24 protein-coding genes and 1 tRNA gene are annotated in these 20,123 nt (G+C 61.7%); 10 read left to right on the top strand and 15 right to left on the bottom strand.

The genetic code is table 11. The features are described 5' to 3' along the window. Positions 1-3 precede the first annotated feature (3 nt). Complete coding sequence (locus K3759_RS15575; protein ID WP_259983153.1) at positions 4-1,125, top strand: aminodeoxychorismate synthase component I; 1,122 nt, start codon at positions 4-6, stop codon at positions 1,123-1,125. Here the strand turns inward: K3759_RS15575 and K3759_RS15580 are convergent. Further along, positions 1,122-1,808: a M48 family metallopeptidase gene (locus tag K3759_RS15580; protein WP_259983155.1), complete on the bottom strand. Its 687-nt coding sequence runs from the start codon at positions 1,806-1,808 to the stop codon at positions 1,122-1,124. The two genes, K3759_RS15575 and K3759_RS15580, sit on opposite strands and share 4 nt — an antisense overlap. 111 nt (positions 1,809-1,919) lie before the next feature. Here K3759_RS15580 and K3759_RS15585 point away from each other — a divergent pair, with 111 nt between their 5' ends. Beyond that, the gene (locus K3759_RS15585; RefSeq protein ID WP_259983158.1) at positions 1,920-2,249 is read left to right on the top strand and encodes a TIGR02300 family protein; all 330 of its coding nucleotides are present in this window, start codon (positions 1,920-1,922) and stop codon (positions 2,247-2,249) included. A gap of 93 nt (positions 2,250-2,342) precedes the next feature. After that, positions 2,343-2,418 (top strand) — tRNA-Ala (locus K3759_RS15590). 427 nt (positions 2,419-2,845) lie between these two features. Here K3759_RS15590 and K3759_RS15595 read toward each other — a convergent pair. Beyond that, positions 2,846-3,610, bottom strand: a complete 765-nt coding sequence (locus K3759_RS15595; RefSeq protein WP_259983160.1) for a sulfite exporter TauE/SafE family protein — start codon at positions 3,608-3,610, stop codon at positions 2,846-2,848. Between the two features lie 141 nt (positions 3,611-3,751). On the opposite strand from K3759_RS15595, the gene K3759_RS15600 reads away from it, so the two are divergent. Further along, the gene (locus K3759_RS15600) at positions 3,752-5,434 is read left to right on the top strand and encodes an acyl-CoA dehydrogenase family protein (RefSeq protein ID WP_259983161.1); all 1,683 of its coding nucleotides are present in this window, start codon (positions 3,752-3,754) and stop codon (positions 5,432-5,434) included. Positions 5,435-5,501: 67 nt separating this feature from the next. Further along, positions 5,502-5,894 carry an META domain-containing protein gene (locus tag K3759_RS15605; RefSeq protein ID WP_259983163.1) on the top strand — a complete coding sequence of 131 codons (393 nt, stop codon included), beginning with the start codon at positions 5,502-5,504 and terminating at the stop codon, positions 5,892-5,894. Here K3759_RS15605 and recO read toward each other — a convergent pair. The 12 genes from recO to folK all read right to left on the bottom strand — a co-directional run bounded on the left by recO (position 5,878) and on the right by folK (position 15,283). Beyond that, on the bottom strand, positions 5,878-6,600 hold the full coding sequence (gene recO / locus K3759_RS15610) for a DNA repair protein RecO (RefSeq protein WP_259983165.1): 723 nt from the start codon (positions 6,598-6,600) through the stop codon (positions 5,878-5,880). The two genes, K3759_RS15605 and recO, sit on opposite strands and share 17 nt — an antisense overlap. Then, positions 6,600-6,929, bottom strand: a complete 330-nt coding sequence (locus tag K3759_RS15615) for a DUF1491 family protein (RefSeq protein ID WP_259983167.1) — start codon at positions 6,927-6,929, stop codon at positions 6,600-6,602. The genes recO and K3759_RS15615 overlap by 1 nt, the downstream gene beginning before the upstream one ends. Before the next feature lie 15 nt (positions 6,930-6,944). Beyond that, complete coding sequence (gene era, locus K3759_RS15620; protein WP_259983168.1) at positions 6,945-7,853, bottom strand: GTPase Era; 909 nt, start codon at positions 7,851-7,853, stop codon at positions 6,945-6,947. Continuing rightward, the gene (gene rnc, locus K3759_RS15625; protein ID WP_259983169.1) at positions 7,850-8,536 is read right to left on the bottom strand and encodes a ribonuclease III; all 687 of its coding nucleotides are present in this window, start codon (positions 8,534-8,536) and stop codon (positions 7,850-7,852) included. Before rnc ends, era begins: the two co-directional genes overlap by 4 nt. After that, positions 8,533-9,369 carry a signal peptidase I gene (gene lepB, locus K3759_RS15630; protein ID WP_259983170.1) on the bottom strand — a complete coding sequence of 279 codons (837 nt, stop codon included), beginning with the start codon at positions 9,367-9,369 and terminating at the stop codon, positions 8,533-8,535. Before lepB ends, rnc begins: the two co-directional genes overlap by 4 nt. Positions 9,370-9,501: 132 nt before the next feature. Next, on the bottom strand, positions 9,502-9,906 hold the full coding sequence (gene acpS, locus K3759_RS15635) for a holo-ACP synthase (RefSeq protein ID WP_259983173.1): 405 nt from the start codon (positions 9,904-9,906) through the stop codon (positions 9,502-9,504). Between the two features lie 148 nt (positions 9,907-10,054). Further along, positions 10,055-10,498, bottom strand: a complete 444-nt coding sequence (locus K3759_RS15640; protein ID WP_259983175.1) for a PA2169 family four-helix-bundle protein — start codon at positions 10,496-10,498, stop codon at positions 10,055-10,057. A gap of 113 nt (positions 10,499-10,611) precedes the next feature. Beyond that, entirely contained in the window at positions 10,612-11,364 is a 753-nt protein-coding gene (locus K3759_RS15645; RefSeq protein WP_259983177.1) for a pyridoxine 5'-phosphate synthase, read from the bottom strand. Positions 11,365-11,463: 99 nt separating this feature from the next. Then, positions 11,464-12,120 (bottom strand): DUF2062 domain-containing protein, encoded by a 657-nt coding sequence (locus tag K3759_RS15650; protein ID WP_259983179.1) that lies wholly within the window; start codon positions 12,118-12,120, stop codon positions 11,464-11,466. 36 nt (positions 12,121-12,156) lie between these two features. Then, the gene (locus K3759_RS15655) at positions 12,157-14,307 is read right to left on the bottom strand and encodes a bifunctional (p)ppGpp synthetase/guanosine-3',5'-bis(diphosphate) 3'-pyrophosphohydrolase (protein ID WP_259983180.1); all 2,151 of its coding nucleotides are present in this window, start codon (positions 14,305-14,307) and stop codon (positions 12,157-12,159) included. 36 nt (positions 14,308-14,343) lie between these two features. After that, positions 14,344-14,697 (bottom strand): DNA-directed RNA polymerase subunit omega, encoded by a 354-nt coding sequence (gene rpoZ / locus K3759_RS15660; protein ID WP_259983182.1) that lies wholly within the window; start codon positions 14,695-14,697, stop codon positions 14,344-14,346. 73 nt (positions 14,698-14,770) lie between these two features. Next, entirely contained in the window at positions 14,771-15,283 is a 513-nt protein-coding gene (gene folK / locus K3759_RS15665) for a 2-amino-4-hydroxy-6-hydroxymethyldihydropteridine diphosphokinase (RefSeq protein ID WP_259983184.1), read from the bottom strand. Positions 15,284-15,502: 219 nt separating this feature from the next. Between folK and K3759_RS15670 the strand changes: the two genes are divergently transcribed. From K3759_RS15670 to K3759_RS15690, 5 genes are all read left to right on the top strand, one after another. Next, positions 15,503-16,057 (top strand): NYN domain-containing protein, encoded by a 555-nt coding sequence (locus K3759_RS15670; RefSeq protein ID WP_067627693.1) that lies wholly within the window; start codon positions 15,503-15,505, stop codon positions 16,055-16,057. A 250-nt stretch (positions 16,058-16,307) separates the two neighbouring features. Then, positions 16,308-17,048, top strand: coding sequence for a LuxR family transcriptional regulator (locus K3759_RS15675; RefSeq protein WP_259983186.1), 741 nt, complete (start codon positions 16,308-16,310; stop codon positions 17,046-17,048). Between the two features lie 60 nt (positions 17,049-17,108). Beyond that, positions 17,109-18,059 carry a 4-hydroxy-3-methylbut-2-enyl diphosphate reductase gene (gene ispH, locus K3759_RS15680; RefSeq protein WP_259983187.1) on the top strand — a complete coding sequence of 317 codons (951 nt, stop codon included), beginning with the start codon at positions 17,109-17,111 and terminating at the stop codon, positions 18,057-18,059. A 55-nt stretch (positions 18,060-18,114) separates the two neighbouring features. Then, complete coding sequence (gene rnhA, locus K3759_RS15685) at positions 18,115-18,579, top strand: ribonuclease HI (protein WP_093927393.1); 465 nt, start codon at positions 18,115-18,117, stop codon at positions 18,577-18,579. Further along, the gene (locus K3759_RS15690) at positions 18,576-19,199 is read left to right on the top strand and encodes a trimeric intracellular cation channel family protein (RefSeq protein ID WP_259983190.1); all 624 of its coding nucleotides are present in this window, start codon (positions 18,576-18,578) and stop codon (positions 19,197-19,199) included. Before rnhA ends, K3759_RS15690 begins: the two co-directional genes overlap by 4 nt. A 4-nt stretch (positions 19,200-19,203) precedes the next feature. On the opposite strand, the gene fmt is transcribed toward K3759_RS15690, so the two are convergent. Then, positions 19,204-20,118 carry a methionyl-tRNA formyltransferase gene (fmt, locus tag K3759_RS15695; protein ID WP_259983191.1) on the bottom strand — a complete coding sequence of 305 codons (915 nt, stop codon included), beginning with the start codon at positions 20,116-20,118 and terminating at the stop codon, positions 19,204-19,206. Positions 20,119-20,123: the final 5 nt, after the last annotated feature.

Consider the following 20,123-nt stretch of genomic DNA (forward strand, 5'->3'; position numbering starts at 1 on the left):
GGGATGGCTGGTCCTTGCGTCCTCTTTGACACTGGCCCTTTGGGGAACGGCACGGCTTTTCGCGCACCACAGCGGATCATCAGTGCCGAGACCCCTGCAGAGGTGCCCGCAGCCTTCGCAGCTCTTGAGGCGGCGCAGGCGGGCGGCGCATGGCTTGCGGGCTATGCGAGTTATGAGTTGGGGTACCTCGGCTCGAACAAGCTGCGCGATCTGATGCCTGCGGAGCGCGGGCTGCCCCTGCTGCGCTTCGGGGTGTTTGACGCACCCGATGCGCACCGTTTCGCGGACGCGGCGGGGGATGCAAGCCTTTCTGAGCTGACACCGGACTGGGACTTTGACCAATATGAGGCCGCCTTTGCGCAGGTGCAGGACTTTATCACCGCAGGGGATATCTATCAGGCCAACCTGACCTTCGGCTTGGAGGGGCGCTATACCGGCACGCCCGCCGCGCTTTATGCCTGGCTGCGCCAGCGCCAGAGGGTGGAACATGGGGCCTTTGTCGATCTTGGTGGCCCGGTGTTGCTCTCTCGTTCGCCCGAGCTGTTCTTTGCGCTGACCGCCGAGGGGCATCTGACCGCGCGCCCGATGAAGGGCACCGCGCGACGGGGGCTGGATGCTGATGAGGATGCCAAGCTGCGCGCCGACCTTGCCGCGTCGGAAAAGAACATGGCCGAGAACCTGATGATCGTGGACCTCCTGCGCAATGACATCAGCAGGATTGCAGAGGTGGGCAGCGTCGAGGTGCCGAAGCTTTTTGAGATCGAGACCTATGAGACCCTGCATCAGATGACCTCTCGCATCACGGCACAGGTTTTGCCGGGCAAGCGTTTGGCCGACTTCTTTCACGCGCTCTTTCCCTGCGGCTCTATCACCGGCGCGCCTAAGATTCGCGCCATGCAGATCCTGCGCGCGTTAGAGCCTGCCCCCCGCGATGCCTATTGCGGCGCGGTGGGCTGGATCGCCCCCACGGGAGCCATGCAGTTCAACGTGGCGATCCGCACGGCCACCTGCCATGCCGATGGGCGGCTGCGGCTGAATGTCGGTGGCGGCGTGGTGCATGACAGCACAGCCGAGGATGAATATGCCGAAGCGCTGCTGAAAGCGCGCTTTGCGGCCCTTCCCTAAAACCGATAGCGGTGCAGCCCGCCACCATGGTCGCGCAACCATTGACGGGGGGCCTGATAATCACCGTAAATCCGCGTGACCTCGGCCCAGAAGGCGGGCGAATGGTTCATCTGCGCCAGATGCGCGACCTCATGGGCAGCGACGTAGTCCAGCACCTCGGGCGGGGTCATGATCAGCCGCCAAGAGAACATCAGCCCCCCATCGCTGCTGCAGGACCCCCAGCGTGAGCGCGTGTCGCGCAGGGTAATGCGGGCATAGGGCCTCCCCAGCAGCGCGGCATAGTCGTCACAGGCCCCGGCAAGGCGGTCGCGGGCCACTTCGCGCAGATGTGCTGCCAGACGTTTGCCAGTGCTCTCTTCCGGACCGGGCACGAGAATTTCTTCCGGGCCGATCCGCACGCCCCTCCCCTCCCCGCCGCGCACCCGCAGCAGCTTGCCGCCCACCGGCAGTTCTGCCCCCGGCCCCACAATCACGTCTTCGCCCCGCGCGGCGAGATGCTGGCGAATCCAGTCCTGCTTGGTCTCGGCAAAGGCCAGTGCCTCACGTTCAGCCAAGCGTTTGGGCATGGTCAGGGTCACCCGCCCATCCAGTTGCGAAATGCGCAAAGAAATGCGTCGGGCACGCGCCGAACGGCGCAGGATCAGTGGAATCGGCGGGTTGCCGGGCAGCACAGGGTCTTTCATTACCGGAGCAACGTCCCTACATTGTGGCCAAAGCCTTTGACAGTGCCCCCCTCATATGGCACTTGGCCGGAATCATCTACACGCAACAGCAATTTCACAAAGGGGTGTTCCATGCCCAATGAAGAATGGGGAACCAAGCGCCTGTGCCCCACTACGGGCAAGCGCTTCTATGACCTCAATAAGAATCCGATCATCAGCCCCTACACGGGCGAAGAGGTCGAAGTCGACAATTCCAAGTCACGCATGATCGCGGCGGATGCCGAGGATGCGGTCACGGCCAAGGCCAAGAAGGGCGACAAGGTTGATGACGAATCCTTGGTTGATGACGATGATGAAGTCGATGTCGATCTGGACGATGATATCCTTGATGACGACGATGACGACGACGATACAGTACCGCTGGACGATCTGGCCGATGTGGCCACGGACGACGACGATTAATTAATCGGAGGCGGGGTCAATTTTCCGCTTGATCCCGCCACCGCCAGCGCCTAATTAGCGGCGCAGAACGACCCGGATCACACGATCCACGATGGGGCCTTAGCTCAGCTGGGAGAGCGCCTGCATGGCATGCAGGAGGTCAGCGGTTCGATCCCGCTAGGCTCCACCATCATCCTCCTTTCCGATTTTTGATATGATTTGCCCGGTTGTGGGGCTGACTGACGCGCATCCGCTGCGCGGCTACTCTGAGTCAGCGGTTCGATCCCGCTAGGCTCCACCAAACACCTTACAAAGTAAGGTATGACGCGCGGCAGTCGCTTCGTAGAAGAGATGAGAGCGCCGCCACACCCCACACAAAAACCGACGACGTTAGAGCCTTGCCGCAATCGATGCGTCGCGATCAAACCCCGAGGGCCATCGCCTGCCCTTGGGTCGGCGATCCTACAGCTTTTCGATACCACTTAGTGGCTCAACCATGACGTGCGTCCGCGGAGTTTCCCCCCAACCTCACCAAATCGCCCACCCGTCTGGGCGGGCACGTAAGGGCCCGGCGCCTGCGGCTTGATTCCGGGCCGGGGCGGCAATCTCAAGGGTCGTTAAAACAACGCCCGACGGATCAGGTTCAATCCCGCCACCATCAAGACCACCAAAGTCATCTTGCGAAACAGCACCGGATCGACCCGGTCCATCACTTTGCTGCCCAGCCAAACGCCCAGCATCACCGGCAGAATCAACAGCGCCGAGAAGGGCCATGTCTGCGCATTCAGCACTCCCGAGCCGATATGCGCCGCCAGAAGCGCCACAGCGCCCAGCCCGTAGATTACCCCTTGGATCCGCATCTGGTCATGCTTCTCGGTCCCGAGCGCGGTGAGATAGGCCACCGTGGGCGGCCCCCAAATGCCTGAAATCCCCCCGACGGCCCCGGCAAAACTGCCCACCAGCGCCTCTACCTTCGCGGATCGCTGCGGGAGATGGAATTCATGTGTGGAGAGCTGCAGCAGTGCAAAGAGCACCACCGGCACGCCGATCATCAGCAACATCACCGTCGCGGGCACCAACCGCACCATCTGCGCGGAGAGCACCAGCATCACACCACCACAAACCAGAAACACCCAGAACAGTCTGATCGACCGCAGCGCCGCCTGCGGCCCCTGCCTCAGCGCTTGGAATGCATTGGCCAGAACCGTCGGGAGAATCAGCCCCGCCAAGGCCAATTCCGGCGCCATGAAGGTCGTGAGCCCCGAAATCAGCACCAGTGGCAGGGCGAAGCCGACCACGCCCTTCACGAACCCGCCGCAGAGGCCGATTGCAAGTGCAGCATAGAATTCAAGCGGGGTGAGAAAGGGGAAAATACTGTCCATACCACTACATAGCACCCCACTTGGCGGCCGCACGTCAAAAATCAACGCGCAATATTAGAACAAAATGCTGCGACGAAACGTATCTTTGTTGTGCTGCAGCTGCGAAAGGTCTATGTCTCTCCCAAGCAGAAAGGACAGCTCATGGCACATGACGGTCAGGATATGACGATGCATAGCGTAATTCTCGACGATCTGATCGGGCTCACCGGCGCAGCGCTGCCGCCGCTGGACCGGCTGCTCGAGAAAGCCACGGCAGCCGTTCGCGCGCAGGTGAGCGAGGGGGATCGTGTTTCGGCCAAGCTGATCGAGGCCAACCAGACTGCCGCGCACGGGCTTGCGTGGCTCGCCACCTATGTGCAGGCGCTACGCCAGATGCAGCTTTGGGCCGAGCGCCTACAAGGTGACGGGCGCTTTGGTGAGGTCGAGCAATTGCTGCATCAGATCGCCTTTGGCGAATATCTGGCCCAGATCCGTGGCGGCATCCAGATGAACCAAGGCGAAATGCTGCGCCTGCAAGATCTAGGGCTGAGTGCTGAGGACGAGGCCACGCTTGACGATCCGGCGCTCACCACTCTGACCCGCAGCGGCAACACGCAGGCCGCGCGCAGCCGCTTGGTTGAACTCATGCAGGAACGCAGCGCCGATGTGACCTTCGGCGTCAGCGGCCTTGATGAAGAGCTTGAGATGATCCGCGACCAATTCCGCCGCTACGCGGTTGAGAAGGTCGAACCCTATGCCCATGACTGGCATCTGAAGGACGAATTGATCCCCATTGAGGTGATCGAAGAACTGGCCGAGATGGGCGTCTTTGGCCTGACCATCCCCGAAGAATACGGCGGGCTGGGCCTGACCAAAGCGTCGATGTGCGTGGTCAGTGAGGAACTCTCTCGCGGCTATATCGGCGTCGGCTCCCTCGGCACCCGGTCGGAAATCGCGGCGGAACTGATCCTCTGCGGCGGTACGACTGAGCAGAAAGAAAAATGGCTGCCCCGCATCGCCAGCGCGGAAACGCTGCCCACGGCAGTCTTCACTGAGCCGAATACCGGCTCGGACCTCGGCAGCCTGCGCACCCGCGCGGTGAAGGACGGGGACAACTACAAGGTCACCGGCAATAAGACATGGATCACCCATGCGGCGCGGACCCATGTGATGACCCTGCTGGCGCGCACTGACCCTGAAACGGTAGACCACCGTGGCCTGTCGATGTTCTTGGCCGAGAAGACACCCGGCGATGATGCCAACCCCTTCCCCACCCCTGGCATGACCGGCGGAGAGATCGAGGTGCTGGGCTACCGCGGGATGAAGGAATACGAACTGGGCTTTGACGGGTTCGAGGTGAAGGGCGAGAACCTTCTTGGCGGCGAAGAGGGCCGCGGCTTCAAACAACTGATGGAGACGTTCGAGTCCGCCCGCATCCAGACCGCCGCCCGCGCCATTGGCGTGGCGCAATCGGCGCTCGATATCTCGATGCAATATGCCCAAGACCGCAAGCAGTTCGGTAAGGCGCTGATCAACTTCCCCCGCGTGTCGGGCAAGCTGGCGATGATGGCGGTGGAACTGATGATTGCGCGGCAGTTGACCTATTACAGCGCGTTTGAAAAGGACGCTGGCCGTCGTTGCGATGTCGAGGCTGGCATGGCGAAACTGCTCGGCGCGCGGGTCGCTTGGGCCGCTGCTGACAACGGCTTGCAGATCCACGGCGGCAACGGATTCGCGCTGGAATACAAGATCAGCCGGGTGCTTTGTGACGCGCGTATCCTGAACATCTTTGAAGGAGCGGCGGAAATCCAAGCGCAGGTTATCGCGCGCCGTCTTCTGGGCTGACGCTCCGGGGTTGCAAGCGCCGCTTCTGTCAGAGACATAGGCGGCGTTTCCACCCAAAGGACAGCCCATGCGCAGCTTCTTGATCCTCGCCGCCCTCAGCGCCCTGCCGCAATGTCAGGGCGATGAGACCGTCCGCGCCTACGGGGCGGGCGCCAAGACATGGACCTTGGTGGAACTGGACGGCACCCCCTTCGACGCCCGCGCCACGTTGACCTTCCCAGAGACCGGCAAGATCGCCGGAGAAGCCCCCTGCAACGCCTATAGCGCCGCGATGACGGTGCCCTACCCGTGGTTCGACGCGGGTCATATCGCCGCCACGCGCCGCGCCTGCCCGGACCTCGCAGCAGAGACGGCGTTTCTGAATGCTTTAGGAGAGGTGACCATCTCGGATGTATTGGGCGACACGCTGACTCTGTCGGATGAGAGCGGCGAACGACTGATCTTCAAAGCCGTCGACTAAAGGCATCGATAAAGCGCGCGCGGGCTTCCGGTAGGGGTTTGCCCCCCAGATCGCGCGCCAGATGCGCGGTCAGGAAATGGCCCGTCGTGACAAGCCCCTGCGCAATCTCAGCATCGCTCCCCGTGCCGCCGCGCAGGACTGTCGGCAATGGCAGCAAACGATCCGCCCACTCCCCCGCGCCTTTGGCGGAGACGGCGCGGCCCGACTTGGGCGAGACATAGATCAAGTCTTCGCTCACCCCAGTTACCGCGCAGATTTCAAGATCTAGCGCATAGCCCATCTCTTCCAACAGACGCAGTTCCCATTTCAGATAGGCCAGCGGCCAGACCTCCCCCTGCCCCAGAAGATCCAGCAGCGCTTCGGTGCGGCGGTAGAGCGCGGGATGCGGCTCACGCTCCGGCAGGCAGAAGGACAAAAGCGCGGTCACCGCGTTCAACCCCGCCAGCGCCAGACGGTCCTGCATGGCCACTGCGGCACGGCTGCGCAGCGGCTCGACCGTGAAGGCCCCGATATGGTCCTCCAACCGCGCGCGCCATGCAACGTCAAGCTGCGCGCCGGGTTGCAGGCTGGGCGCGATCTTGCGGCTGGTCCCGCCGCGGACGACACCGGCGTGGCGGCCTTGTTCGGGGGTGAAGACCTCGATGATCGCGGAAGTCTCGCCATGTCGCCGCGCGCTCAGCAATATGCCTTGATCGCGCCATTCCATCAGCTTAGCCCCGGCTCGTCCAGCAGGTGACGACCCTGACGGTCCTCAACTTCGATCACCCAGAGGTCCGGGTCAAAACTGCGCTGGCGGGTGACGGTGGCATCGACCTCGGCCTCGTCGCCCGCGGCCAGCTCAATCCACTTGCGGTCCCCGGTCATCAGATCAAAGGAGCGCTGGAACAGCACCGCGCGGCCATCCAGCGTGGCCAGCTTGACCAGCACCGCGCCGCCCGTGTCGTCACCGTGCGCCACAACGAAAGCGGGGATATCCTGCAACCGCAGCCGGGTGAGATAGGCGTCGACCCAGAAACGCGCGGTCAGGCGGGGCATGGCTGGCCTTTACGCTCAGTCGTTGCCATCTTTGAAATCCAAGCCCATCTCGGAATAACGCTCGGCCTCTTCCAGCCAGTTGGCGCGAACCTTGACCTGCAAGAACAGATGCACCTTGCGGCCCAGAAATTCTTCAAGCTCTTCCCGCGCCGCTTTGCCCACGGCCTTGATCGTTTCGCCCTTATTGCCCAGCACGATGCCCTTGTGGCCGTCGCGGATCACATAGACCAATTGGTCGATCCGGGCGGAGCCGTCCTTGCGCTCTTCCCAGTTCTCGGTCTCGACGGTGAGCTGATAGGGCAGTTCCTGATGCAGGCGCAGGGTCAGCTTCTCGCGGGTGATCTCGGCCGCGATGTTGCGCATCGGTAGGTCGGCGATTTGATCCTCGGGATACAGCCACGGGCCTTCCGGCACCTCACCCGCCAACCATTCGCGCAGCGTGTCGATGCCGTGACCGCGCTCGGCGGAGATCATGAAGGTCTCGTTAAAGTCGAAACGCGCGTTCATCTTCTCGGCCAACCCCAGAAGGACGGGGGCCTCAACGCGGTCGATTTTGTTAATCGCCAGCGCCACGCGGCGGCCCTTGGCGATGTTGCCGAGTTCCTCAAGGATACGCTCAACGCCCTCGGTCATCCCGCGGTGCGCTTCGATTAGCAGCACGATGACATCGGCATCCGCGGCCCCGCCCCAGGCGGCGGCGACCATAGCACGGTCCAGACGGCGGCGCGGTTGGAACAGGCCGGGGGTGTCGACGAAAACCAGCTGCGTCTGCCCCTCCATCGCGACGCCACGAATGCGGGCGCGGGTGGTCTGGACCTTATGCGTCACGATCGAGACCTTGGCCCCCACCATGCGGTTCAGCAGCGTGGATTTGCCCGCGTTGGGCTCTCCGATCAGGGCGACGAATCCGGCACGGGTGGTCATGAGTTCTTCTCCAATTGCCGCAGCAATGTGCTGGCGGCGGCCTGTTCGGCGGCGCGTTTTGAGGGCGCGGTGGCGGCGGCTTCGGCGCCGTTGTCCAGCCGCGCGGTAATGGTAAACACCGGCGCATGGTCGGGGCCGCTGCGGTCGGTCTGGACATAGCGCGGCGGGGTCAGCCCGCGCGCCTGTGCCCATTCCTGCAGCGCAGTCTTGGCATCACGCGCATCTTCCTTGACGGTTTTCAGCCGGTTGCCCCACATCCGCAACACGAGGTCTTTGGCCGCGTCAAACCCGCCATCCAGATAAACGGCGGCAATCACCGCCTCGATAGCGTCGCCCAAAAGCGCCTGCTTGCGCCGCCCGCCGGAGATCATCTCTGACCGACCGAGCTTTAGCACCTTGCCCAGATCAATCTCACGCGCGACATCGGCGCAGGTTTCCTTGCGCACCAGCGCATTGAAACGCGGGGCCAACTGGCCCTCTGTCGCGCCGGGATCAAGCGCCAGCAGCGCCTCCGCCATGACAAGGCCCAGCACCCGGTCGCCTAAAAACTCCAACCGTTGGTTGTCATCGCGATTGGCCGAGGACATTGAGGCATGGGTCACCGCGCGAACCAGCAGTTCCGGCTTGCCAAAGTGATGGCCGATCCGCGCCTCGAAGGCTTTGAGGTCTCCGCTTAGCTTCATCTGACAGCTTCGAAGAAACGGTCGCTGCGCCATGTCCAGAAGAACAGCATCGAACGCCCGGCAGAGCTGAACATAATGCGATCCGCGCGACCAATGAGGTTCTCGAAGGGCACGAAACCCACGCCACCCGCACGCTGCGCCAAACGGCTGTCGGCAGAGTTGTCGCGGTTGTCGCCCATGAAGAAGTAATGCCCCTCAGGCACGGTATAGACGCCCGTGTTGTCCGACTGCTGGTTGGTGATGTTCAAGATCGGATGCGACACGCCATTTGGCAGCGTCTCAATCTGGCGGCTTTTGATACAGGTGCCCCCTTGACCAACGGGGCCGTTTTCGCAGCGCGGGCGCAGCTGCTGCGGACCTTGGGGGGCCATAACCTCTTCAAAGGTGCCTGCATCCTCGACTTTGACTGGGGTGCCGTTCAGGCTGATAATCCCGTTTTGGATCTGCACTTTATCACCCGGCAAGCCAATTAGACGCTTGATGTAGTCACGGCCCGACACGGGATGACGGAAGACCACCACATCGCCGCGCTCAGGCTCGGACCCGAAGAGACGCTCATTATCGCCGTCGAACACACCGCAGACATCCTTGGCGTCGATTTCAATCCCGACACCGGGGAGCATCAGACTGGGGCATGACGCGTAGGAATAGCCATAGGCCATCTTGTTCACGAAAAGGAAATCGCCGATCAGCAGCGTCTCTTTCATGGAGCCGGAGGGGATCCAGAAGGGCTGGAAGAAGAGGGTCCGAAAGACACCCGCGATCAGCAGCGCCCAGAAGATTGTCTTGATGGTTTCGACAAAGGCGTTGCCGGTTTTTTCCTTAGCGGCCATGCGGCGCTCCTGACATAACGGTTTGGGGTTACATGCGGGGCCGTGCGGGCCAAGTCAAGGGAAGCAGGGCCGGATCGGCCTGCCCCGCGTGCATATGACGCGAAACGGCGGGGCGCGCCAGTCTGAGCGGTCTTAATCGGCAAGGGGGCGCGCTTCGATCACCACAAAGGCCTGTGCCCAGGGGTGGTCATCGGTCAGGGTGACATGGATGATCGCCTCATGCCCCGGCGGGGTCATCGCGGCCAGACGGTCGGCGGCCCAGCCGGTCACTTCCATCACGGGTTGGCCGGTGCGCAGATTGCTGACCGCCATGTCGCGCCAAGCGATGCCCATGCGCAGCCCGGTCCCGAGCGCCTTGGAACAGGCCTCCTTCGCGGCCCAGCGTTTGGCGTAGGTCCCCGCGACATCGCGGCGGCGCTCGGCCTTGCCCTGTTCGACTTCCGTGAAAACGCGATTGCGGAAACGGTCGCCAAAGCGGTCGAGCGTGCCTTGGATACGGTCGATATTTGCCAGATCAGTACCGATGCCGAGGATCATTGGGTGCCATTCTTATCGCGTGACGGGGCCGATGCGCCCTTTGCCGCCAATAGATCATGCACCGTTGCCGAGGAAAAGCAGCAATGCCACAAGAAAACGCCGCCCCGTAAGACGGGACGGCGTTCGATTTAATCAAGCTCTGCCTAGATTAGGCGACGGCGTGGCGCGCTTTTTCGGCTTTCGCTTCGTCAATGGCGCGCTGAACCGAGGCACGCTGCTCGGTCAGGAACTCATAACCGGGGCGGCCAGCGGTGGCTTTGATCGCATCGTCGTAGTTTTCGACCAAGGCGGATTCGCCGTTGATGATTTCGTCATAGACGGCTTCGTCGTCCCCTGTGACAGCGTCACGCAGCTTGAGCCAACCCCGGTGCGCTGATGCGGCAACGGAGCCTTCTTCGGATACGTCGACGCCATCAGCGCCCAACTGGCGGTGCAGCTCGGTGTGGAACTTCTCACGCTCAGCGATGCGCTGGTCGAAGAAGCCGACAAAAGCAGCCTCATCAGAGACCTGCTTGCGGGATTCACGATAGCCGTCACGGCTGTCGATCAGGCGGGTGTGCAGTTTCTTCAGTGTATCGATATGGTCGCTCATTGGTGCCTCCAAGGTTTGTTAACCAGTCTGGCGGCCCAACGCGGCCAAAGCCGTTTTGGGTCCAAAAGAAGACATCGAATGAGAGACTTTCCGCCACCGAAGAAAGGGCGCGTTTAGCCTTCGCGGGCCTCATCCATCAGGCGGCGCATCTCGGTGATTGCGGGTTCCAGCCCAAGAAATATCGCCTCTCCGATCAGGAAATGCCCGATATTGAGTTCGCGCACCTCGGGGAAGGCGGCGATGGGGGTCACCGTGTCATAGGTCAGCCCGTGGCCCGCGTGAACCTCCAGACCGAGAGAAGCCGCAAAGGTCGACATCTCGCGGAGTTTCTTCAACTCAACATCCGCCTCGTCCCAGCGGCCTTCGGCGAAGGCATCGCAATAGGCGCCGGTGTGCAGTTCGATCACCTCAGCGCCGATGCGGTTGGCAGCTTCGATCTGTGCAGGCTCAGCCGCGATGAAGATCGACACGCGGCTGCCCCCCTCGCGCAGGGGCGCGATGAAATGGGCCAGCTTGTTCTCCTCGCGGGCGACTTCCAGCCCGCCCTCGGTGGTGCGCTCTTCGCGTTTTTCAGGCACGATACAAACAGCGTGTGGCTTATGACGCAGGGCAATCTTTTGCATCTCGTCGGTGGCGGCCATCTCAAAGTTCAGCGGGACGGAAAGCACTTCCATCAACCCTTCGATATCGGCGTCAGAGATATGCCGCCGGTCTTCGCGCAGATGCGCGGTGATGCCATCGGCGCCAGCCTTTTCCGCGATCTTGGCCGCGCGCAGCGGGTCGGGATAGGCGCCGCCCCGCGCGTTGCGCACGGTCGCCACATGGTCAATGTTCACGCCCAATCTCAGCTTTGGTTGATCCGCCATCTCGATTCCCCTTGCATCACTTGCCCGACCATAGGTCGGAAATTTCGCCAACCCCATAGGGGGAAGCGGTTTTTCCGGAAAATTGATGCCCTGAAAGCCTCAGTCCGCGTGGCGCTTGGCCTCGGCCTTTTGCGCCGCCTTCTGCTTGAGCGCCTCGAACTTTGCCTTAATCATCCCGCGCCGCCGCTTTTGATAGGCGCGCAGCACCGGAACCGAGATGTAATAGGCGATAGAAGCACAGATCATCCCCGGCAGGATGCCCCCGATCAGATAGGGGTAGAAGACCTGATGGAAGAACACGGTCAGGCCGGACCAATCCATCGTGGCATCCGTAAATATCGCGACAAAATTCTCTTGAAGGTCACGGCCCGCATCCAGAAACTTCCCTCCGAAAGATCGATGCTCTGTCGGGGCCACGGGCGCGCCGAGGATCCAATGGCCGGTCTGCAAGGCCGCGATGCCGATGGGGACATAGGTTAGCGGGTTGCCAAAGAAGGTCGCCATCAGCGCCGCGAGGATGTTTGCGCGCATCATCCGCCCGATCAGCGCGGCCACGATGAAATGCAACCCATAAAAGGGCGTGAAGGTGGTAAAGACCCCGGCCCAGATGCCGCGCGCGATGCGCTCGGGGCTGTCAGGTAGCCGCCGCATACGGTGCTTGACGTAGTGGAACGCCCGCGTCCAACCGCCGCGCGGCCACAGAAACTCGGCCAGCGCGCGCAGGGTCGGTTTCGGATCGCGGCGTTTGAAAATCAAGTCTCAGGTCCAATATCGGCGTTTCGTCTGCGCGGGTCAGGCGGTCTTTTCGACGGTCTTTCCCGTGCTCATATTGCGGTGCCTGCTGACATCGGCGACCTCACTCTCGGCTTCGAGCGTGGACATCAGCGAATGCAGGTGCGTTACATCTCTGAGATCCACATAGACCACCAGCCGGTAAAAGTCAGGCTTACGCTCCACAAATTCCAAATCCGAGATATTGGCTGAGGCTTCGCCGATCAAGGTACAGACCCGCCCCAAAACGCCCGCGCCGTTGCCAATGGTGATGTCCAGCGCGCAGGTATAGTCCGCCGGGTGGCTGCCATCATGCCAACGCAGGTCAAGCCAACGCTCGGGCTGATCCTCGTATTCCGACAGGCGATCACAGTCGATCGAATGGACGGTCACGCCCTTGCCGCGGAAGGTGATGCCGACGATCCGCTCACCTGGCAGCGGCGTGCAGCAGGGGGCGCGGTCAAAGCTCTGGCCCGGCTCCAGCCCGACCACGGCGCGGCGTACGTCGATCTGCTCGCCCTTTTGCGGGGCGAGGTCGGGATAGACGGATTCGACCACTTCGCGGCCCGTCAGCTCGGAACTGCCAAGCCGGGCAAGCACCTCGTCGGGGCCATTGAGCCGCATGTTCTTAGCGACAGTGTGCAGCACCTTATCGGTGACCTTCTTGCCCACCTGAGCGAAAGCTGAGCGCGCCAATTCGCGCCCCAGCTTGATAAAGCGTTCGCGGTCGACCTCACGCAGGGAGCGCCGGATCGCCGATTTGGCTTTGCCGGTGGTGGCGATGTCGAGCCAAGTGGCCTGCGGTGTCTGGCCCTGCGCGGTGGTGATCTCAATCGACTGGCCATTCTTGATCCGCGTCCAGAGCGGCACGCGCATCCCATCGACCTTGGCCCCCACGCAGGCATTGCCGATCCGCGTATGGATGGCATAGGCGAAATCAATCGGCGTTGCGCCGCGCGGCAGCTTCACCACATCGCCCTTGGGCGTGAAGCAGAAGACTTGGTCGGCGTACATCTCAAGCTTCACCGCTTCGAGGAAATCCTCATGGTCGGTCTCGGCGTCGAACTGCTCGGTCAACTGGCTGATCCACTTGGCGGGATCAACGGCAAAGGGGTTTCGGCTGCGCACACCGTCGCGGTAGGACCAATGCGCGGCCACGCCGGTCTCGGCCACGTCATTCATCTGCCGCGTGCGGATTTGCACCTCAACCCGCTTGCCGTCGCGCCCTGACACAGTGGTATGGATCGAGCGATAGCCGTTGGTCTTGGGCTGGCTGATGTAATCCTTAAAACGCCCCGGCACCGCGCGCCAGCGCCGGTGGATCGCGCCAAGCGTGCGGTAGCAATCTTCCTCGGAGGCAGTGATCACACGGAAGCCGTAGATATCGGACAGGCGAGAGAAGCTCTGCTCCTTCTCCTCCATCTTGCGCCATATCGAATAGGGCTTCTTGGCCCGGCCAAAGACCTCGGCCTCAATATCCGCCTTTTCCAACTCCACGCGCATATCGCCGGTAATCCGCTGGATCACATCGCCGGTGTCGCGTTGCAGGGTGATGAAACGCCGGATGATCGACGCGCGGGCATCGGGGTTAAGCACGCGAAAGGCGAGGTCTTCCAACTCTTCGCGCATCCACTGCATGCCCATACGGCCTGCAAGCGGCGCGTAGATGTCCATCGTCTCCCGCGCCTTTTTGACCTGTTTGTCGGGCCGCATGGATTTGATGGTCCGCATGTTATGCAGACGGTCAGCCAATTTGACGAGGATGACCCGCAAGTCCTTCGACATCGCCATGAACAGCTTGCGAAAGTTCTCGGCCTGTTTGGTCTCGGTCGAGTTGAGCTGAAGGTTGGTCAGCTTGGTGACACCATCGACCAATTCGGCGACTTCACCGCCAAAGAGCCTCTGCACCTCGGCGTAGGACGCTTTGGTGTCTTCGATCGTGTCATGCAAAAGGGCGGTGATGATCGTCGCATCATCAAGCTGCTGTTCCGTAAGAATCGCAGCGACAGCAACGGGATGTGTAAAGTACGCTTCGCCCGAATGGCGAAACTGCCCCTCATGCATCCGCGCGCCATAATCAAAGGCGGCGCGGATCAATGCCTCGTTGGTGCGGGGATTGTAGCCCTGAACAAGGGCGATCAGATCGTCGGCAGTAATGTCGGCGCTGTTCATGCCATCTGCCTCATAGCCCCGGCCGGGGCGCGGGGGTTACCCCTGCCCCTGTGCGGCCATCAACTGGCGCAGCAGCATTTCTTCGGACATGCTGTCTTCTTCGGGCTTGTCCTGCTCGGCACCCATCAAAAGCGCCATGGCGTCTTCTTCGGGCTCATCGACTTCGATCTGGCTTTGGTTGCTCTCGATCAGACGTTCACGCAGGTCATCGGCCGACTGGGTTTCTTCGGCGATTTCGCGCAGGGACACGACAGGGTTCTTGTCGTTGTCGCGGTCAACAGTGAGCGGCGATCCGGCAGAGATCTCGCGGGCGCGATGCGCGGCCAGCATAACGAGTTCGAAACGGTTCGGAACCTTATCCACACAATCTTCGACGGTGACGCGGGCCATGAAGCCTCCAATATCTCATTTGCTGCCAGAAGTGCGGTATTTAGGCCGCTTCGGGCAGATTTACAAGCCGTTATTACAGGCGGCGCACGCTGGCACGATCCCGCTCAGGCAGGGCCTCAAGCAAGGCGCGCACCGGCTTTCCAAGCAGCGGATGCACCCAATCGGGGGCGACATCGGCCAGCGGCACCAGAACAAAGGCACGGTCCTGAAGACGTGGATGTGGCAGGATCAACTGCGCGGGCGTGCGGCCAATCTGCGCCTCTAGAGGCAATTCGCGCCACATCTTGTGGGTGTTACGGTCTGGCAACACGATATCATCGCAAGCCAACAGGTCGAGATCCAAGGTGCGCTGCCCCCACCGCTGCACCCGTTCCCGTCCGAACTGCGCCTCTATCCGGTGCAAGACGCCAAGCGCCTTTTCGGGATCCCATGCCGCTTCAACCCGCGCTGCCGCATTCACATAATCAGGCCCCGCCCCTGCGGGAAAAGCCGGAGTGTGATAGAATGGGCTCGTGGCGCGAATCACCGCGCCCGAGATTTGCAACAGCTTCAAAGCCGATTTTAGCGTTTCCTGGGGATTACCCACAGAAGACGCAAGGTTCCCGCCGAGCGCAATCAGAAGACTATACTTTCGTATAGGCTCTCTACTGCTTAATTCCACACCCGCGGGGGCTTGCGACATCGTTAAAAAGCCTTAGTTATGCACCCTGATGTGGGGGCATCGCCAGACGTCACGGATTTATTAATCCGCGACGATTACAACTCAAACCGGGAATACGGCGAAGCCTGCCGAAAGGATAGATTAATGTTCTACAAAGATGAGCGGTTGGCGCTTTTTATAGATGGCTCCAACCTCTACGCCGCGGCAAAGACGCTAGGCTTCGACATCGACTACAAACTGCTGCGGCAAGAGTTCATGCGGCGCGGCAAGTTGCTGCGCGCCTTCTACTATACCGCGCTCTTGGAAAACGATGAATATTCGCCGATCCGCCCGCTTGTTGATTGGCTGAACTACAACGGCTTTTCCATGGTCACCAAACCCGCCAAAGAATACACAGACAGCATGGGCCGCCGTAAGGTCAAAGGCGACATGGACATCGAACTGGCCGTGGATGCGATGGAACTGGCGCCGCGCGTCGACCATATCGTGATCTTTTCCGGCGACGGCGATTTCCGCCCGCTGGTGGAAAGCCTGCAACGTCAGGGCGTGCGCGTCTCTGTTGTGTCGACGATTCGCAGCCAACCGCCAATGATTTCTGATGACCTGCGCCGCCAAGCCGACAACTTTATTGAGCTTGATGATCTGCGTGATGTCATTGGCCGCCCACCGCGCGACCCCATCTCGACCTCGCAAGACTAAGCGCAAACCGCCTTATTCCCGCCCGAAACCATGCCGCCACCTGCGGCAGTGGGTTATCTGTGCCTGCCCTTAGGTCGGCAAGCAAACGAATAACAGACCAGCGACAAGAGTGTCACTGGCCTGTGAAATTTCTAAAATACCCCAGGGAAGATACAATACAGCACATGAACCCATGCGTTCCCCTTGATCCCATACTACCTGTTCCCGTAGAAGTAGACGACCCCCCGAAAAAGGGGGGTTAAAGTGAGGAATGATGCTCTTCGATGTCGCGGTACGGTTGGAAAAACTGCAGGATGTAGGGGCGCTTTGGGACGGGATCGTAGAGGCACTACGACAGATCGGTTTCACCCAGGCCATTCACATCAGCGTCGGTGCGGACTTTAAAGATGCACAGCTGCTGTGCACTATTCCCAATCTATACGAAGACCTCCCGCCAGAGGATGATCCCTTTCTCCACCACTCGTGCAACAGCTATGAGGTGCTGACCATCGGTCAGGCTTTCGTGCACCTCTACCCCGATGTGACCCCGTCTGAGCATTCGCTGATCGCCCGCGCTGGACGCAAAGGGTTACATGCGGCCTTTGCGGTGCCGATGCGACTGAAAGGGTCAGAACGCTTTGGCGGTTTTATTATCGGCAACGCAATGGAAGCGGGTGAATTTGAGAAGGCATTCCGCGACATCGCCGAAGAGCTTCGCCTTTTCTGTCTGCTGATGCACCGTCGCATCGAAGACCTCACCGGCACCGCCCCACTGCCCCTGCCCGAAGCGCCGGAAATCTTTGCCAAACTCAGCCCGCGCGAAGCCGAAGTGGTGAACCTGCTGGCCCATGGCTACAGCCGCCAGCAGACCGCGCATCAGTGCAACCTCTCCATTCACACGGTCTCGGATTACGCAAAGTCTGGCTACCGCAAGCTGGGCATTCGCAACCGGGCCCAAGCCGCCGCATTGGTCCACGGCTCAGCGGGCGAGGCTGCGCCCAAGAAAGACTGACGGGCTGGACGAAGCGGGCCCAAGCCCTTACCTCTGCGCCAACCGTCCGGAGACTTCGCTATGACCAAACCGCCTCTCACCCTCTATCTTGCCGCGCCGCGCGGGTTCTGTGCGGGCGTTGACCGGGCGATCAAGATCGTCGAGATGGCGCTCGAAAAATGGGGCGCGCCGGTCTATGTGCGCCATGAGATTGTGCACAACAAGTTCGTCGTCGACGGGCTGCGCGACAAGGGCGCGGTCTTTGTCGAGGAACTGTCGGAATGCCCCGACGACCGCCCGGTGATCTTCTCCGCCCACGGCGTGCCGAAATCCGTGCCCTCCGCCGCACAGGCGCGCAACATGATCTACGTGGATGCCACCTGCCCGCTGGTCAGCAAGGTGCATATTGAGGCACAGCGTCACGCAGAGGCCGGGCTCCAGATCATCATGATCGGCCACGCGGGCCACCCTGAGACGGTCGGCACCATGGGCCAACTGCCCGACGGCGATGTGTTGCTTGTTGAAACCCCCAACGATGTGGCCGGGGTCGCCGTGCGCGATGAGACCCGTCTGGCCTATGTCACCCAGACCACGCTCAGCGTCGATGACACCGCCGATATCGTCGCGGCCCTACAGGCACGCTTCCCCGCCATCATCGGCCCGCATAAAGAAGACATCTGCTACGCCACGACCAACCGTCAGGAAGCGGTCAAAGCCATGGCCCCCAAATGCGACGCGATGCTGGTGGTCGGCGCGCCGAATTCGTCGAACTCCAAACGTCTGGTCGAAGTCGGCGCCCGCGCGGGCTGCGCCTATGCGCAACTGGTGCAACGAGCGGACGACATCGATTGGCGCGCGCTTGAGGGGATCGGCAGCATCGGCATCACCGCAGGCGCATCGGCCCCCGAAGTGCTGATCAATGAAGTGATCGACGCCTTCAAAGCCCGCTATGACGTGACCACTGAACTGGTCGAAACCGCGCAGGAAAACGTTGAGTTCAAGGTGCCCCGCGTCTTGCGCCAACCCGCCTGATTGACCGCCGCGCGCCAGCCGCCTACACCGCGTTGAAACCGCGACGGGAGCCGATATGCCAGACCTCTATGCCTACACAGACGGAGCCTGCTCAGGCAATCCCGGCCCCGGCGGCTGGGGCGTGTTGATGCGCGCGATGGACGGTGACAAGATCGTCAAAGAGCGCGAGTTGAAGGGCGGCGAAGGCCAGACCACCAACAACCGCATGGAACTGATGGCCGCAATCTCGGCGCTGGAATCGCTCAGCCGGGCGACCGAGATCACCATCGTGACCGACAGCAACTACGTGAAAAACGGCATCACTGGCTGGATCTTTGGCTGGAAAAAGAACGGCTGGAAAAATGCCGCCAAGAAACCCGTCAAAAACGCCGAGCTTTGGCAACGGCTGGACGCGGCGAACGCGCGGCACAATGTGACTTGGAAATGGGTCAAGGGTCACGCCGGCCACCCCGAAAACGAACGCGCCGATGAATTGGCCCGCGCTGGCATGGCCCCCTTCAAACCGGGCGGCAAGAAGTGAGCCTTCTGGCCCTGCTCGACTATGCCGCCGTGCTGGTATTCGCCATCACCGGCGCGCTGGTCGCCAGCCGTGCGCAGCTTGATATCGTGGGCTTTGCCTTTATCGCCTGCCTGACCGCCGTCGGTGGCGGCACGATCCGTGACCTGCTGCTTGACCGTAACCCGATCTTCTGGATTGAGACCCCCAGCATGTTAGGCGTGGCCATAGTGGCCGCGTTGGTGGTGTTTTTTACCGCGCATTTGCTGGAAAGCCGATTTCGCACGCTCATTTGGCTCGACAGTCTAGCGCTTGCCGTCGCTGTCGCGGCGGGCGTGGGTGTGGCGATGGCCCAAGAGCAATCCGCCGCGATCATCATCGTCATGGGCATGATCACCGGCTGCATGGGCGGGCTAATGCGCGATGTGGTCGTCGGCCAATTGCCATTGGTGCTGACCCAAGGCGAGCTCTACGCCACGGCCGCCCTGTCTGGCGCTGCGGTGGCGGTGCTGCTGTCACCCTATTTCGATGGGAGGCTCTACCCACTGCTGGCCTGTGCCGTGACGACTTGGGTGCTTCGGGCCGGATCGCTGTATTTCGGCTGGCACTTGCCAGTCTACAAAAGCACCCCGCCGAAAAGCTGACGCCTCAGCCTTCGCCCAAGCGCCGCCCCACCGCGATTTGCGCACCGCGCTGAAACACCTCTGCGTCCTGCGCGCCCTTGCCCGCGCGCTGCAAGCGCGTAAGTCGCACGGCACCGTCGCCGCAGGCAATGCGCAGATCATCCGACAAGACCTCACCCGCAGCACCTGTGCCTTCGTCCAGCACCGATCCCAGCACTTTGACCCGTTGACCGTCAATCTCGAACCACGCCCCGGGAAAGGGTGAAAGGCCACGGATCATACGATCCACCTCAACCGCCGGGCGGGTCCAGTCGATCTTGGCCTCGGCCTTGTCGATCTTGGCCGCATAGGTGACGCCTTCTTCGGGCTGGGGCTGTGGGGTAAGCTGCAACAGTTGCGACAGCGCCTTGTTGATCGCCACCGCGCCCATGGCGCTCAGACGGTCGTGCAGTTCCGCTGTGGTCTCCGCCGCACCGATCTCGGTCTCTTCGCAGAGCAGCACCGGCCCGGTGTCCAACCCCGCTTCCATCTGCATGATACAAACGCCGGTCTTTTCGTCCCCCGCCATGATCGCCCGGTGAATGGGCGCGGCCCCGCGCCAGCGCGGCAGCAGGCTCGCGTGGATGTTCAGGCAGCCATGCTTCGGCGCGTCCAGAATGATCTGCGGAAGGATAAGACCATAGGCCACGACCACCGCAGCCTCGGCCTCAAGCTCGGCGAATTCTTCTTGCGGCTCGGGGTGTTTGAGCGATGCCGGGTGCCGCACCAAGAGGCCAATCTCTTCGGCACGTTGCTGCACCGGGCTGGGGCGGGGTTTCTTGCCGCGCCCGGCGGGGCGTGGCGGCTGGCAATAGACCGCGCAGACGTCATGCCCAGCCTGTATCAGCGCATCCAGTACCGGCACCGAGAATTCGGGCGTGCCCATGAAGATCAGTCGCATCTGTT

Source organism: Sulfitobacter sp. W027, from assembly GCF_025143985.1.
Taxonomy (GTDB): Bacteria; Pseudomonadota; Alphaproteobacteria; order Rhodobacterales; family Rhodobacteraceae; genus Sulfitobacter.

Excerpts from the sequence above, each read along its gene's own strand:
- rpoZ (WP_259983182.1), bottom strand. The coding sequence starts at position 14,697 with ATGGCCCGCGTCACCGTCGAAGATTGTGTGGATAAGGTTCCGAACCGT.
- K3759_RS15575 (WP_259983153.1), top strand. The coding sequence starts at position 4 with ATGGCTGGTCCTTGCGTCCTCTTTGACACTGGCCCTTTGGGGAACGGC.
- K3759_RS15580 (WP_259983155.1), bottom strand. The coding sequence starts at position 1,808 with ATGAAAGACCCTGTGCTGCCCGGCAACCCGCCGATTCCACTGATCCTG.
- K3759_RS15615 (WP_259983167.1), bottom strand. The coding sequence starts at position 6,929 with ATGCCCCGCCTGACCGCGCGTTTCTGGGTCGACGCCTATCTCACCCGG.
- rnhA (WP_093927393.1), top strand. The coding sequence starts at position 18,115 with ATGCCAGACCTCTATGCCTACACAGACGGAGCCTGCTCAGGCAATCCC.
- K3759_RS15655 (WP_259983180.1), bottom strand. The coding sequence starts at position 14,307 with ATGAACAGCGCCGACATTACTGCCGACGATCTGATCGCCCTTGTTCAG.
- K3759_RS15600 (WP_259983161.1), top strand. The coding sequence starts at position 3,752 with ATGGCACATGACGGTCAGGATATGACGATGCATAGCGTAATTCTCGAC.
- K3759_RS15670 (WP_067627693.1), top strand. The coding sequence starts at position 15,503 with ATGTTCTACAAAGATGAGCGGTTGGCGCTTTTTATAGATGGCTCCAAC.
- K3759_RS15585 (WP_259983158.1), top strand. The coding sequence starts at position 1,920 with ATGCCCAATGAAGAATGGGGAACCAAGCGCCTGTGCCCCACTACGGGC.
- ispH (WP_259983187.1), top strand. The coding sequence starts at position 17,109 with ATGACCAAACCGCCTCTCACCCTCTATCTTGCCGCGCCGCGCGGGTTC.
- K3759_RS15640 (WP_259983175.1), bottom strand. The coding sequence starts at position 10,498 with ATGAGCGACCATATCGATACACTGAAGAAACTGCACACCCGCCTGATC.
- K3759_RS15645 (WP_259983177.1), bottom strand. The coding sequence starts at position 11,364 with ATGGCGGATCAACCAAAGCTGAGATTGGGCGTGAACATTGACCATGTG.
- K3759_RS15675 (WP_259983186.1), top strand. The coding sequence starts at position 16,308 with ATGATGCTCTTCGATGTCGCGGTACGGTTGGAAAAACTGCAGGATGTA.
- K3759_RS15595 (WP_259983160.1), bottom strand. The coding sequence starts at position 3,610 with ATGGACAGTATTTTCCCCTTTCTCACCCCGCTTGAATTCTATGCTGCA.
- acpS (WP_259983173.1), bottom strand. The coding sequence starts at position 9,906 with ATGATCCTCGGCATCGGTACTGATCTGGCAAATATCGACCGTATCCAA.
- fmt (WP_259983191.1), bottom strand. The coding sequence starts at position 20,118 with ATGCGACTGATCTTCATGGGCACGCCCGAATTCTCGGTGCCGGTACTG.
- lepB (WP_259983170.1), bottom strand. The coding sequence starts at position 9,369 with ATGGCCGCTAAGGAAAAAACCGGCAACGCCTTTGTCGAAACCATCAAG.
- K3759_RS15605 (WP_259983163.1), top strand. The coding sequence starts at position 5,502 with ATGCGCAGCTTCTTGATCCTCGCCGCCCTCAGCGCCCTGCCGCAATGT.
- era (WP_259983168.1), bottom strand. The coding sequence starts at position 7,853 with ATGACCACCCGTGCCGGATTCGTCGCCCTGATCGGAGAGCCCAACGCG.
- rnc (WP_259983169.1), bottom strand. The coding sequence starts at position 8,536 with ATGAAGCTAAGCGGAGACCTCAAAGCCTTCGAGGCGCGGATCGGCCAT.
- recO (WP_259983165.1), bottom strand. The coding sequence starts at position 6,600 with ATGGAATGGCGCGATCAAGGCATATTGCTGAGCGCGCGGCGACATGGC.